Source organism: Candidatus Peregrinibacteria bacterium (genome assembly GCA_016699755.1).
Taxonomy (GTDB): domain Bacteria; phylum Patescibacteriota; class Gracilibacteria; order CAIRYL01.
Window position 1 is genome coordinate 1,498,034 of record CP065009.1, and the last position, 14,283, is coordinate 1,512,316.

Annotated in this window: 12 protein-coding genes; 3 read left to right on the top strand and 9 right to left on the bottom strand. The window is 41.4% G+C overall.

What is annotated here, in order from left to right:
• Positions 1-41 precede the first annotated feature (41 nt).
• From dprA to ilvN, 6 genes are all read right to left on the bottom strand, one after another.
• Positions 42-1,133: a DNA-protecting protein DprA gene (dprA, locus tag IPN35_06605; protein QQS59221.1), complete on the bottom strand. Its 1,092-nt coding sequence runs from the start codon at positions 1,131-1,133 to the stop codon at positions 42-44.
• On the bottom strand, positions 1,123-1,659 hold the full coding sequence (gene purE, locus IPN35_06610; GenBank protein ID QQS59222.1) for a 5-(carboxyamino)imidazole ribonucleotide mutase: 537 nt from the start codon (positions 1,657-1,659) through the stop codon (positions 1,123-1,125). Before purE ends, dprA begins: the two co-directional genes overlap by 11 nt.
• Before the next feature lie 9 nt (positions 1,660-1,668).
• Positions 1,669-2,766, bottom strand: a complete 1,098-nt coding sequence (locus IPN35_06615) for a 5-(carboxyamino)imidazole ribonucleotide synthase (GenBank protein QQS59223.1) — start codon at positions 2,764-2,766, stop codon at positions 1,669-1,671.
• Between the two features lie 126 nt (positions 2,767-2,892).
• Entirely contained in the window at positions 2,893-3,915 is a 1,023-nt protein-coding gene (locus IPN35_06620) for a hypothetical protein (protein ID QQS59224.1), read from the bottom strand.
• 187 nt (positions 3,916-4,102) lie between these two features.
• Positions 4,103-4,537 (bottom strand): DNA starvation/stationary phase protection protein, encoded by a 435-nt coding sequence (locus IPN35_06625; GenBank protein QQS59225.1) that lies wholly within the window; start codon positions 4,535-4,537, stop codon positions 4,103-4,105.
• Positions 4,538-4,595: 58 nt separating this feature from the next.
• Positions 4,596-5,111, bottom strand: coding sequence for an acetolactate synthase small subunit (ilvN, locus tag IPN35_06630; protein QQS59226.1), 516 nt, complete (start codon positions 5,109-5,111; stop codon positions 4,596-4,598).
• A gap of 301 nt (positions 5,112-5,412) precedes the next feature.
• Between ilvN and IPN35_06635 the strand changes: the two genes are divergently transcribed.
• Positions 5,413-6,129 carry a hypothetical protein gene (locus IPN35_06635; GenBank protein ID QQS59227.1) on the top strand — a complete coding sequence of 239 codons (717 nt, stop codon included), beginning with the start codon at positions 5,413-5,415 and terminating at the stop codon, positions 6,127-6,129.
• 8 nt (positions 6,130-6,137) lie between these two features.
• Here the strand turns inward: IPN35_06635 and priA are convergent, their stop codons facing one another.
• Together priA and gyrA are read right to left on the bottom strand one after the other, a co-directional pair.
• Positions 6,138-8,291, bottom strand: coding sequence for a primosomal protein N' (priA, locus tag IPN35_06640; protein ID QQS59228.1), 2,154 nt, complete (start codon positions 8,289-8,291; stop codon positions 6,138-6,140).
• Positions 8,292-8,461: 170 nt separating this feature from the next.
• Positions 8,462-10,981: a DNA gyrase subunit A gene (gene gyrA / locus IPN35_06645; protein QQS59229.1), complete on the bottom strand. Its 2,520-nt coding sequence runs from the start codon at positions 10,979-10,981 to the stop codon at positions 8,462-8,464.
• A gap of 224 nt (positions 10,982-11,205) precedes the next feature.
• Here gyrA and IPN35_06650 point away from each other — a divergent pair, with 224 nt between their 5' ends.
• The gene (locus IPN35_06650; GenBank protein ID QQS59230.1) at positions 11,206-11,394 is read left to right on the top strand and encodes a hypothetical protein; all 189 of its coding nucleotides are present in this window, start codon (positions 11,206-11,208) and stop codon (positions 11,392-11,394) included.
• A gap of 31 nt (positions 11,395-11,425) precedes the next feature.
• Positions 11,426-12,076, top strand: a complete 651-nt coding sequence (locus IPN35_06655) for an IS1595 family transposase (GenBank protein QQS59231.1) — start codon at positions 11,426-11,428, stop codon at positions 12,074-12,076.
• A 539-nt stretch (positions 12,077-12,615) separates the two neighbouring features.
• Here the strand turns inward: IPN35_06655 and rny are convergent.
• Positions 12,616-14,181, bottom strand: a complete 1,566-nt coding sequence (gene rny, locus IPN35_06660; protein ID QQS59232.1) for a ribonuclease Y — start codon at positions 14,179-14,181, stop codon at positions 12,616-12,618.
• Between the last annotated feature and the right edge of the window lie 102 nt (positions 14,182-14,283).

Consider the following 14,283-nt stretch of genomic DNA (forward strand, 5'->3'; position numbering starts at 1 on the left):
CCCCCTAGAATACCAGAATCTTGGGAAGTTTTCCACAAAACTTATGATTTTGCCCATCGATTTCCTCCAAATTGTGTGACAAAGCCTTTCATTTCTAAAATAGTAAGCGTGGAAGCAAATTGCGCCGAAGAAAATTCGCTTTTGCGCAAAAGATCATCAAAAAGTGTTGGTTCTTCGGGTAATAAATCGTAGACGGTTCGTTCTGCTCCATCCGGTGGAAAAAACTTTTGTACGGCATGTTGTGATTCTATCGCCGGAGCGGCAATTTCTTCTAAAATATCTTCTGGAGTAAGAACGAGCTTTGCTTCCCCTTTTTGAATGAGTCGGTTCGGTCCAAGAGTAGTAGAAGAAGACGGACTTCCCGGAATAGCAAACACCTCACGGTTTTGGTCGAGTGCAAAGCGCGCAGTAATAAGTGAGCCACTTTTTTCTGCTCCCTCCACAACAAGTGTTCCCAAAGAAAGCCCAGAAACAATACGATTTCGCCGAGGAAAATGGTAAGCGTGTGGTGGCGTTCCCGGAGGAAATTCCGAGAGAATAGCACCAGAAGCAAGAATATCTTCTGCAAGTTCGTGGTGTTCTGGCGGATAAATGGTGTCGATACCGCATCCGAGAACGGCAATAGTTCTTCCATTTTCTTGCAAGGTTTTTCGGTGTGCGAGTGCGTCGACACCGCGTGCCAATCCTGAAATAATCGTCATTCCTGCACGAACGAGTCCACTCACCATTCGTTCGGTCATCTGTTTTCCGTGTGCTGAAATACGCCGCGTTCCTACAACTGCTAAAGAAAACTGATCTTCTGTTTGAATTTCTCCTCGGCAGAAGAGGAATATTGGAGGAGAAGTAATGTTTTTGAGTCGCTGAGGATAGGCATCATCTTCCCAAAAAATGAGTGACGCACCACATTTTTCCAGAGATGCAAAAAACTTTTGAGGATTTGCCGATTTTTTGCGTTCCAAAAAAAGTGCCGTCGCTTTTTCGCCAAGTCCGGCAGTAAGAAATTCTTTTGCGTTGTCGCAATCCCATGCCGATTTCAGGCTTCCAAAATAATTTCGAAAGAGTGAGAGCCGCGGAACACTAAGCATATCCGTTTCTGCAAAACCGGCGAGTATTTCGCGCGATTCAGACGACATTCGACTCTTGAGAAAGGATACTTTGCATTCCTTCCCACTGGAGTTTTTCATCTCCTTGCTGAACTTTTTGTGCGAGTGACTCTTGATAATTTTGTAGCTTCTGAAGAAGTTCTGTATTGGATGTTGCGAGAATTTTTGTGGCAAGAATCCCAGCGTTTTGTGCGGCGTTGAGCGCAACAGTCGCCACGGGAATGCCGTTTGGCATTTGGAGAATAGAGAGAATAGAATCCCATCCATCTAAACTATTTGACGACTTTACCGGAACACCAATTACGGGAAGTGGTGTGAGTGAAGCCACCATTCCCGGAAGATGTGCGGCACCTCCTGCTCCGGCAATAATAACGCGCAAACCACGTTTTTCTGCGGTTTTTGCATATTCAAACATTCGCTCTGGTGTGCGATGTGCGGAAACAATAGCAACCTCGTGTGAAACGCCAAATTCTTTCAAAATATCCGCCGCCTTCGAAAGTACGGGAAGATCGGATGCGCTTCCCATAATGATGCCAACGAGCGGAGCAGAATTCATACTCCTATATTACCGATTCTCTTTCGAGCGAGCAATAACACGAAGATTTTTTTGAAGGATCTGCGCTTTTTCCATGGCTTCTTTTTGTGTTTCCCCCAAAATAGTGATGTGCCCCATTTTGCGAAAAGGACGAGTTTCTGCTTTGCCATACCAATGGAGAAAAACATTTTTTTCTGCAAGAACTTCTGAAATCCCTTCGAGATACGCCAAACCGCTTTCTCCCTCTGCTCCCAGGAGATTCATCATCACTGCCGGATATTTTGTTTCCGTTGAACCGAGTGGAAGCCCAAGGACTGCTCGTAAATGCTGTTCGAATTGAGAAGTATTATTTCCTTCAATGGTATGATGTCCGCTGTTATGTGGACGTGGCGCAATTTCATTGACGAGGATTTTTCCTTCAAGAGTCACAAACATTTCCACCGCAAGAATTCCCACCATTCCCAGTTTTTCTGTGAGCTCCCGAGCGATAGAAATCGCTTCTGTTTCCACTTTTTCCGAAAGATTCGCCGGAGCATGCAAAAATTCTACGAGATGTTTTGTGGGATGAAAATCGAGTTCCACCACGGGAAAGTGCGCCATCTCACCATTTGTGGAGCGTGCCACGAGCACGGAAATTTCTTTTTCTGCCGGAATAAATTTTTCCAACACACTTGGTTCGTCAAATGCCTCTTGAATATTTGTGGCAGAGGCTATTTTCCGAACACCTTGTCCGTCGTAGCCGGAGCGACGTTTTTTGTGAAATGCCGGAAGAAAATCCACATAATTTTGAACATCATTTCGAGATTCTGTGAGAAAAAATTCTGCTGTAGGAATTCCATTTTTCCGGTAAAACTCTTTTTGAAAGCCCTTGTCCTGAACCATTCTGAGAATACTAGGAGAAGGGGAGACTGGAATCCCTTCCGCAACAAGTTGCTCCAAGGCATCCACATTCACATGTTCGAATTCGAGCGTCACGGCATCGCAGGTTCGCCCAAAATTGAGTACCGTTTCAAAATCGAGTGGATCGCCACACGTGAACACATTGGCAAGATGTGCGCACGGTGCAGAAGGATTGTTATCGAGTACATGAAATGAAATGCCCCAGTCCATGCCAGACTGAATGAGCATACGCCCGAGTTGTCCTCCGGTAATCAGCCCAAGACGAGTTCCAATATTGAAAGAAATGATGTGAAAAAAGTGATTCTATTGTGGCGAAGTTGCTGGTGAGAGTCAAAAAGAGTGAGTGTAGATGACCTAAAATTTTTTCAGACAATCTCCTATCATAAGCAGGACTTTTTCAGAAACCGCTAATTTCAAAAGATACTTTTCCAATGCTTCTTTCGTGCCAAATGTTTGTATAGCTGAGGGAAAATCGATTTTAGGAATTGCTAATAATTGCAACGATTCCGTTTTGACATTGTTAAGTACAGTTTCGGGAAGTGTATCGGCATTGCGAATAATTTTTTCTTTTTCAATGTCTGTTGGTGTAGAATGAAGGACAAAACTTATCTCATATCTTTTTTTTTGAATCAGATTCTTTTCGGGTTTTCCTGTTAAAAAATCATTTGTTATCAGAAGCTTCACCAATTTTTTCTTGTCTTCTTCGGCTTTGAATTCTCTTGTTAAAAAATCATTTGTTACCCCTTCTAATCGAGGGTGACTTTTAGGATCACTTCCGTATCTTGAAATTATATGTGGTACCAGATTGTGATTTTGTCCTAAAAAAATTGCGATTTTTTCTCCTGGACTTTTCTTTAAAAAATCTTGAACTAAATCCATGAGCAATCTTTCCTGACCATCCATATACATTTTTTTTGTCTCGTCGGTGTCCCCCTCTCTCTCCAGCTGATTTGTCATTTCTTTTGTCCATTCTGGTGTTGTTGCATTATGAAGAACTGTATTTGAAGAATTGAGGGCGTAGTGCAAAAAAGGAGCACCTATAAAAGCCAAACAGAAAAATTGGGCTTCCGTATACTCTTCAATAGAGTATGGGTCATGAGGAAGATCATCCAAAAATTCCTTCCTTATTCTTTCTGCATACCTCTCAACATCGAATGAAGAATGAAGTCCTTCAACAAATAAATGTTTTATCTCCATTCTGCTGAGTTTCAAGAGAAGATGAGCTTGTGATTTTCCTGCAATAACGTTCAATTCCCTTGGATTTTCATTTCTCCAATGTATTTGATGCATATGAACAAGCGTTCCTAGATTTGAGTTCCCCACAAGGAAGACCCCTCTTTCAACTTCGGGATTCTTAGGATTATCTACGCTCATCATCTATAAAAATAGAAAAATGTTATATTTTTTAAACACTTTTTATTTTTCTGTCAATACCATTCTCCTAAAAAACACCCAATTTCTGCTGGAGTATAGTTCACTGCGCTCTAAATGGAATCCAAATAACCCCGTACTGAAGTACAGGGTTATTAGAATCTCTTCTGCTGGAACGGAGTTACACTATTTCTTACGCACCTTTCATGCTCTTCATCATCCAAAGTGTTTTTTCGTGTCCTTCCATGAGAGTGAGTAAAAAGCCTTCGAGCGTGTCGTTTTCTTCATTCTGTGCAGATTTTACCACGGCTTTCAGACTTGCGAGCAATTTCTCCAAATCGCTTGTGAGTATGCCGAGCATTTTTTCGGCATCGGGAATAGTGTTTTCTTCTTGTATGGTGGCAGAAGCAATCATCTCTCCGTATCCGTGAGGAGCCATTTCTCCTTGAATGCGAATTTGCTCGGCGATTTGATCAATCTCATTCCAGAGCGTTGTATAGAGCGTTTCAAAAAATATATGAAGCTCTTGAAAGCGTGGTCCAGTAATGTTCCAGTGAAATGAATGGGTTTTTGAATAGAGTGCTGCAGTATCAGCAAGCGCTTTTTTCAGTAAAAGAATAGTATTCATGATTTTCGTGAAAAAGAAAGCATTCCAAGAGGAATTGTATTCCAAGAAAATATGTTCTTCAATGCTCTTTCTCTTTTATTTTAATCTCTCCGCTTTTTCCGCGATTCATTGAGGTCACTCCTGTTCGTACCATTTCTTTTATGCCAAAAGGGCGCATGGCTTCTATAAAGGCTTCTATTTTTTGTGGACGACTGGTGAGTTCAAAAATAAGACAATCCGGAGAAATATCGACCGCTTTGGCGCGAAAAACATCAGAAAATTGCATCACTTCTGCACGCGTGCTTTTGGTTGCGTGAATTTTGAGGAGAATGGTTTCGCGAATTACTGTTTCATCATGAGTGACATCTGAAACTTTGAGTACGTTAATAATCTTATACAGTTGTTTAATCACCTGTTCGACATTCGTTTTACTACCATCAACAACAATCGTCATGCGTGAAACATCTGGATTTTCTGTGCGCCCGACATTGAGCGAATCGATATTAAATCGACGTTTTCGGAAAAGCGATGAAATTCGGTTTAAAACGCCAGATTTATTTTCTACAAGGGCAACGAGAATATGATGTTGGTTCATGTAAAAAAGACATCATTTTTTATTTTGGAGGATTTTTGAGGGTTTTTCAAATATATTCAGAATATACGGTTTCTTTTGGAAATACCCCTTCGTACACTATTTTTTGTAGTTTCCGAAAAACATTAAGTTTGACCGAAGACTAATGCCTTCGCGTGTTTCCAGTTTTATTTTTCTATATGTGTTCATTGTATCATAAATTAAAAAAATAAAGAATGTAAAGTTGCTCTAACAAGGAAAAGAATAAGGTGGTCATTTCCTGTGAAAAGCGTATATTTTGGGAGATAATTTTCTGAAAGAAATCTTGGATATTACTCCTACAGATTGGGCAATGATTTTCTTGGTTGCGGTTGGTTTTTCGGTCGTTTTTTTCCGAGGGATTTACCAAATACTCGTTCTATTCCGAAAAAAGAGGGAGCAGAACAATTCACTTTTCAGGAAAATTGCGAATGGAGTTCTTCTTCCCATGAATTACTATGCTATGTTTCAGCAGAGAAGAAGGGAAAAAAATCTCCCCCTCTATTTTCGCTTTTTTCTCGCATTTACAAGGCAATGTAGCAGAATTCCACTCTTCCACTTTATTCCCAAGTTTATTGTTGCCACTACCAGTGAATTTCTTGTGTATTTTTTTACTGGTGAAGACATTCTCACCGGTATTGTTTCTCTCTGGAGCATAACGTTTTTTGTAGTTATTACGATTGTTGAGGGAAAACTTGGCGAACTAGAAGAAGAAATGATTACGACAGTGAATAAGTTTTTCCTCTTTTCTGTTTCGTGGCTTACCTTTGGAGCTATTATTATAGGACTCTTTTTCTGGAGTTTTGTTCTTCCATTTTTTGATAATGCCTTCTGGCATTTTATTGCTAAAATGGCGATTCTCTTTAATTCGTATCTCGAGCAGGGATGGTTCTTTTTTTGGAATATGCATCCTGTCATCATCCTTTTTTGTTTTTTGATTCTCATTGTGTACATTAGTACATCGCTTGCGCTTTCGCGCCGATTGGGAAATGTGCAAGAGTGATATGATTCTTATGCCACAACATCTATGGGATTTGGATCAATTCGTATTCCCAGGGGAAGTGGAATACTCAAGAGGATCTTTTGCGGATCTTTTGCAATAAGGAGGAGGTGCACGAAAAAATTTCCTTGTCGTCGATGATGGAGAGAAGGGGCAACAAAAATCTCAACGTGTTCTTCTGGGAATTTTCTTCGCAGAGCATCTCGTAAAAGAAGCTCTGTTTCTCGTGCACTTTGAAAGACTCCTTTTCGATTTTTTCCTACAAAAATGAGTTTTATGATTTTTGTAAAAGGAGGTAAAAAATGTTTTTTTCGTTCTGCAAGTTCTCGAGAAGAGAATGATTCAAAATCTCCTCGGAGTACTTCCTGAAAAAGAGGATGATGTGGCAATCTGGTTTGAAGAATAACGCTCGAAGATTCTCCGCGTCTTCCGGCACGTCCAATGACTTGCAAAAGTAGTTGAAATGTCCGCTCTTCTGAACGAAAATCGGGAAAGTGAAGTCCTGCATCGGCATCCAAAATTCCCACAAGTCCCACATTAGAAAAATCGAGTCCTTTTGCTACTATTTCTGTTCCCACCAAAATATCTGCTTTGCCAGATTCAAATTCTTGATGAAGTGTTTTAAAGGCATTTTTTCGTGATGCAGAATCTCGATCAATGCGGATTACCTTTTTCCCAGGAAAAAGTCGCTTTGATTCCTGCTCTACCCCCTCTGTTCCGTTTCCAAAAAATGAAAGTTGTGTCGATCCGCATGAAGGACAACGCGATGGAGTTTGAAAAATCTTTCCGGTTTGGTGACACATGAGATGGGGGGCATTTCCGGAATTTCCATGAGCAACGAGTGCTATGCCATTTTCTGGATTTCGAACAGCATCTCCGCATTCTTGGCATTTGAGAATTCGAAAGAGTCCTCTTCGATTTAAGAAAATAAGTACTTGCTTGCCGTTTGCTAGCATCTTTTGACACTCAAAAATGAGCGCTCGAGAGAGTGTATTTCGGTTGCCACTTTTTGCTTCCTCTCGAATATCTACGATACGAATATGAGGCAAGGGGATGCGTGGAGGAAGAGAAAATTGCTGAAGAAATCCGCTTTTTACGCGAAAGAGAGTTTCGAGTGATGGAGTTGCAGAAGAAAGGACCAGTGGCGCCTGAAAAATATCTGCCAAAGCCTCTGCTGCATTTCTTGCGTGATAGCGTGGCGCTTGATCGGATTTGAGTGACCATTCGTGTTCCTCTTCAAGCGCGACAAGTCCTAAATTTTGAAACGGAAGAAAAAGAGAAGATCGACTTCCTACAACAACTCGATAGTATCCGGCACGCACGCCCCAAAATATTTGTGCTCGCTGTCCATCCGAAAGGCGAGAATGGTATGCTACCACTCTTTCGTGACCAAAGGTTTCTTGGCATTTTTGGAGGAGTTCGGAAGTGAGTCCAATCTCTGGAACCAAAAAAAGAACACTCTTTCCTGATTCTAAAACTGTTCTGGCGGAATGTCGTAACAAGTGGCTTTTTCCAGAGCTGGTTGGTCCGTCGAGGAGAATTTTTGAATCTGGAAAAATAGGAAGCAGAGTTTTTGGAGCTTCTTCGGAAGAGATTTTTGGGAGAAAACTCTCTGCCTTCCAATCTGGAGGAAAGAAAGGTTTCTGTAGAGCTTCCACAAAACCTCCTTCTTGAAGTCGCCGAAGAACATCTGGTGTTGCAGAAGTTTCTTTCTTGATGGCCTCAGCACTGATTTCTTGTTTTGCATTTCGAAGGAACTCCCATATGAGTTTCATTTTTGTTCCACGAGGAGTTTCTTCTGACGTTCCTTTAAAAAAGGTTTTTGTTGGCGAATTTCCCGATCCGCGAAAAATAGTTTCTGGCAAAAAGAGGGGAATAACTTTGGCAAGTGGGCACATACTCATTTCCGATACTTTTTGGGCAAAGGCAAAATGATTCTCAGAAAGAAGCGATTCTCCTGTTATTTCTCGAATCGGTTCGGTAACAAAATGCGGCTCTTCTTCTTGAAGTGCAACAATTATTCCTCGTTCGGTTTTTTTTCGAAACGGAACCGAAACAATCATTCCAGGGCGCGCAAAATCCATTTCTTTTGGCAAGGAAAAAAGAAATGTGCCATCTTCTCTGCCACAAATATGCCGACGAATAGCAACTCGTGCGTAAGTCATCGATGGTATTGTAAGGGAAAGACTTAGGAATATCGAAGGGAAAGCGATTTAATTCAGGTTATGCGTATGAGTCTCTTTCGCTGGAGCACATGTATCGAAGATCATATGCTTCGGCAAAATAACGAGACCTTCCTCCACCCCCCAAGGAATATCTTTTTTAAGCCCAAATCTTATTCCTCGGTTATCTCCAGCTTCTGTTGATCTTCATTTTGCACTGCTTCCTCATCCATTTCCTCCTCTTCTGTTGCATCTATTTTAAAGACACCCCAGACACCGTCATCTTTTCCCATGCGCATCAAGATAACTCCTTGGGTAGCACGTCCACGACAAGGGATTTCTTTTGCCGCAAGACGAATTGTTTGTCCTGTTTTTGCCACAAGGATAATGTCTCCCGAGAATTCGTCTTCCATGATTTTTGCTCCCACTACTTTTCCGGTTCGTGGAGTTACATTGGCGCATTTTACGCCACTTCCTCCACGAGACTGTAATCGAAAATCTGTGAGGCGTGACATTTTTCCAAGTCCGTTTTCCATAATAGTGAGAAGGGTTGATGTTTCTGGATTTTGAATAACATCCATTTCGACTACTGTATCTTTTCCCTTGAGTCGAACTCCTCGTACTCCTGCAGCACCTCGCCCCATGCTTCGCACTTCCTCTTCGGAGAAACGAATAGACATGCCATTTCCGGTAACAATAGTTATTTCGTCTCCAGGAGAACACATAGAAACCCAGCCAAGTTCATCACCATCACGAATGCCAAGAGCGATAAGCCCATTCTTTCGAACATTTTGAAAAGATTCCCTTTCTGTCTTTTTCACAACACCGTTTCGGGTACAGAAGAAAAGCCACTTTCCTGTTTCTCGTGTGCTGTCGAGAATAGCAGTTACCGTTTCTTCTGGCTGAAGACTGAGGAAGTTTACAATTGCTTGTCCTTTTGCGGTTCGGCTTGATTCTGGAATTTCATACACAGGAAGCTGAAAGACACGACCCAAGCTTGTAAAATAGAGAAGATCATTATGGTTTTTTGTGTGAAGTACCATTTTCATTTCATCTCCTTCTTTTGCGGTTGCTCCTTTTATTCCTTTACCACCGCGTCCTTGTGATTTAAATGCAGAAGGGGAGAATCGTTTAATATAGTTTGATTGGGTAAGACTCACAATCATTTCTTCGTTTGGAATAGTGTCGATTGCTGCCATTTTTCCAATAGCATTTGGAATAATTACGGTTCGACGGTCATCTCCAAACTTTTCTCGAATTTCACGGAGTTCTTCTTCGAGAATGGAGCGAATCCGTTCGGGATCTGCCAAAATAGCTTCACATTCTTGAATAAAGGCGAGTTTTTCTGCGAGTTCGTCTTCAATTCTCTTTCGTTCGAGTCCGGCAAGAGTTTGGAGACGCATGGCAAGAATGGCATCTGCTTGAACTTCGGTGAACGAAAAGCGCGCAATAAGGTTCTCCTTTGCGATTTCTTTCGTTTCCGATCCTCGAATGAGCGCAATAATTTCATCAATATGATCCATTGCTTTCTTGAGTCCTTCTAAAATATGCGCTCGTTCTCGTGCCAATCGCAGTTCATATTCCGTTCGGCGACGCACAACTTCTCGGCGGTGTTTGAGAAATTCTTCAAGAATACTCTTGAGATCCATAAGTCTTGGTTGTATACCATCGACGAGTGCGATAAAATTGCATCCGAACGATTCTTGGAGTTGTGTATATTTAAAGAGCTGGTTGAGAATTTTGTTCGGAAAACTATCTTTTTTGAGCTCAATAACAACGCGAATTCCTTCTCGATTACTTTCATCTCGAATATCTGTAATACCAATAATCACCTTGTCACGCACCAAATCTGCCATTTTCGAAACAAGATTTGATTTGTTCACCATATACGGAATTTCGTGCACGATAATGCGCGAACGACCTTTTTCTTCTGTAATTTCCGCTTTTGCCCGCATAATAATACTTCCTCGTCCAGTGGTGTAGGCTTGGCGAATAATACTTTTGTCGTAAATAAAACCTCCTCCTGGAAAATCTGGTCCCTGAATATGTTCCATTAAATCATCAATTCCTGCTTCAGGGTTTCCTGAAAGAAGAAGACACCCGTCAATAACTTCACGTAAGTTGTGTGGCGGAATATTTGTTGCCATTCCCACAGCAATTCCAGTGGAGCCGTTGAGGAGCAGATTAGGAATTTTGCTCGGAAAAACAGTTGGCTCTTTAATGGTACCATCATAATTTTCTCGAAAATTGACGGTATCTTTTTCGATATCTGCTACAAGTTCATCAGTAATCTTCTCCATCTTCGCCTCTGTATATCGCATGGCGGCAGCTCCATCTCCATCAATTGATCCAAAGTTTCCCTGACCGAGTACGAGTGGATAGCGAAGGGAGAAATTTTGCGCCATACGTACCATAGCGTCGTATACAGCACTATCTCCATGTGGATGATATTTCGCGAGCACTTCTCCTACGACGGCGGCGGATTTTCGAAAACGTGCTCCACTTCTCAGTCCTAATCGATGCATAGCGTAGAGAATTCTTCGGTGTACAGGTTTGAGTCCATCGCGTACATCGGGAAGGGCACGAGAAACAATAACGCTCATAGCGTAATCCAGATAACTTTCTTCCATTTCTTTGGAGATTTCTCGAAGGGGGTCTGAAGGAAGAAGACTGTACTGGGGATTACTGTTCATAGGGAGAAGACATCAAAAATTCCCGAGCATTGTGCCGGTTTTTTCTCTCAGTGACAAGTTTCTCTCTTAAAAAAGGCGAGAAACTTCTCGCCTTTTTTATATTTTCTTGCTCCGTTATTTTTGTTTTAAATCCTTTATCTGAAACTTCCAAAAACTCACCCATCAACCCCCATTTTCTCCTTGAGGAACAGCGGAAAAACAGAAGAGAAGTCAAACCGGAATTCATGGCATTTTTTATAGAATATTTTCAAAGAGGAAAGGGTGATTTTCCTGATCTTCCGCTTCTTCTTCAAGTAGAACTCAATGAATTTCCTGAGGATGCCGGAAGAGGCAATTCCGATCTCCTTCACGAAGAGGATTGTATGCGCCAGCATGACCAGATGAATATATCTGATAATCGCTTTGGCTCTTGAGTAGGAAAATCATTTCGATTATCCTCTCAACATGCTTAAACACGCCAAAATATCAGACTACAAAATAAAAAAAATATTGATGTGTTTTTGTGAAGATATCGATGCCTCAAAAACAGCAAGAATTCTAGAAATAAATCGAAGGACTATTGATCGGTATTTTAATATCTTCCGAGAAAAAATAACTCTTCACGCCATCGCTCAAAGTAAGGAATCTGGAGAGTTTGAACTTGATGAAAGTTATTTTGGAGCTAAAAGAGTACGAGGTAAAAGAGGAAGAGGGGCAGCCGGAAAAACACCAGTCTTTGGTATACTTAAACGAGACGGAAAAGTATCAGTAACCATCGTAAAGAAATGCAGTAGAGAAGAGTTATTGCCTATCATACAGGGAAAAATACTCGAAGGTTCCACTATCCACACCGATGGCTGGAGGGCTTATGACGGACTCATTCTAAATGGGTATGATCACTATCGTGTCTACCATTCCCATGATGAATTTGCTCGAGGAAAATGCCATGTGAATGGCATAGAATCTTTCTGGTCATTTGCCAAGAGAAGACTCTCTAAATTCAACGGTATTGCTTCTCATAAGTTTAATCTTCATCTGAAAGAATGTGAGTTCCGATGGAACTATAAAGATCAGAATCTTTATGATAAAATGCTAAAGATTTTGAAGAAATTTTAAAATCTGCTACTCAAGAGCCTCGCTTTTATGGTTGTCACCTAGAAGCCTTCCATTAAGAACAGTTGTTTTTCCTCCTTAAAGATCTGCTCGATTCTCCACCTCCGGTAATAACAACTCAGAAGTTCGACCACTCTTTCGTCCGTGACGTTGGATTCTCCGGAAAAAAGGACAAGGGGATTCTTAAATCCTTTCCTCTGGATAAAAAGCATGGTTTCCGGAATAGGAATAACATCCGACTATGCTTTCGGTCACATCGGGAATAACCCTAAGGACACTGCATTTCGTTTGTATTTTTCGTATGTTTTTTTCTCCCCCCCGTTTTTCTTTTTGCAGATATTTTTTGAGGGTCAGGGAAACCTGTCCGGAAACTTTTTCCTGCGTCTCCGTTTCTTCTTCCCCTTTACCTTCCTTTTCCCCTGATGCGCATCTTGTTCTTTGATTTTTCCTTCTGATCAGGTTTGTATGAAGCGGAAAATTGAGATTTTTGGGTGGGAGTTTTTGGGAGTGTCAGCTTTATATCTGAAGAATTTTTTGTGATTTTACCGTGCGATGGTTTCAGCACGAGTTTCTCGAAAGACAATGATTTTGATTTCTCCTGGAAAGGTGAGCTCATTCCTCAGTCTTTCTGCAATATCTTGTGACATTTTTTGCGCTCCTAAATCTGTTACTTCTTCGGGGTTCACAAAAACCCACATATCTCGTCCGGCGCTCATAACGTAACATTTTGTAACTCCCGAAAAAGAACGAACAATCTCTTCTTGTTGTTTGAGACGCTTGACATACAGTTCTGTTGTGTCTCTGCGTGCGCCTGGTCGACTTGCAGAAATAGCATCTGCCGCTTGGACAATATACGCTTCTGGACACAATTTTTCGATATCTTCGTGATGCGCTTCCATGGCATTGATAACCAGCGGATCGAGACCAAATTTCCTTCCAATTTCTCCAGAAATCAAGGCATGTTTTCCGCCAATTTCATGACTTACTGCTTTTCCGAGATCATGGAAGAGTGCCGCCATTTTGGCACGTTCTGCGTTGGCACCAACTTGATTCGCAAGTTCTTCCGCCAAAAATGCCACCTCAATGGAGTGTTTGAGCACGTTTTGTCCGTGACTCGTACGAAAGCGAAGGCGACCGAGGATTTTTACAATTTCTGGAGCAACTCCAGTGATCCCAGTTTCTTCCAGTGCTTTTTCTCCAAAATCGCGAATCATTTTTTCAATTTCTTTCGTTGTTTTCTGCACTACTTCTTCGATACGAGCAGGATGAACACGTCCATCTTCAAGAAGTTTTTCAAGTGACTTTTTGGCGATAAATCGTCGTAAAAGGTCGAATCCTGTGATAATAACAACTCCAGGGGTGTCATCCACAATGACATCCACTCCAGTGCATCGCTCAAAGGCATTAATATTGCGCCCTTCTCGTCCAATGATGCGTCCTTTCATTTCATCGCTTTCAAGCTGAACAACGGTTTGTGTGGTGTCACTCGTCACTTCAGATGCGTATTTTTGAATGGCTTGCACGATAGCCTCTCGTGCTTTTTCATCGGCAACTTCCTCTATTTCTCTTTCCGCTCGTTTCATGCGCTCAACGAGAAGTTTTTCTTTTTTCTGCTCAATAATGCCGTAGAGTCTCTGTTCTGCCTCTTCTTGACTTAATTTTGCTATTTTTTCAATTTTTACTGTTTCCTCCATGATCATTTCCTGAAGTCGATCTTTTTCCTGAACTATTTCTTTTTCTTGATCAACGAGCGAAAGACGTTGGCGTTCAACTTCTTGCACTTTTTTGCTGAGATCTTCCTCTTTTTGTTCAATTCGCGCTTCCATCTTTTCTACTTCTTGACGAATCTGCACAGCTTCTTCTTTTGCTTCCGCAATCATATCCTTTGATCGGGAAGTTGCCTCGTGTTCTATATCACGGGCACGTTTTTCGCTTTCGTGAACCTTTTTTTCGGCTTCACGAACCTTTTTTTCATTTTCTGCTTCAAGCTCAAGTTGTCTTTTGCGAAGGTCTTCTCGCTTAAAGAAATAGCCGGCGGCAATTCCAAAAATAAGAAACGCGGCAACAATAAGGAGTGAAGCTGGGTCATTAAAAAAACTCTGTGGCATGTTTTTGGTGGGGAAAGAAAACTTTCCCAGTGGTGTTTTTCTGCAATTTACCAAAAAAGAAACAACCTCTTTTTGAAGTAGAGGAAGCCTTTTTGACAATGT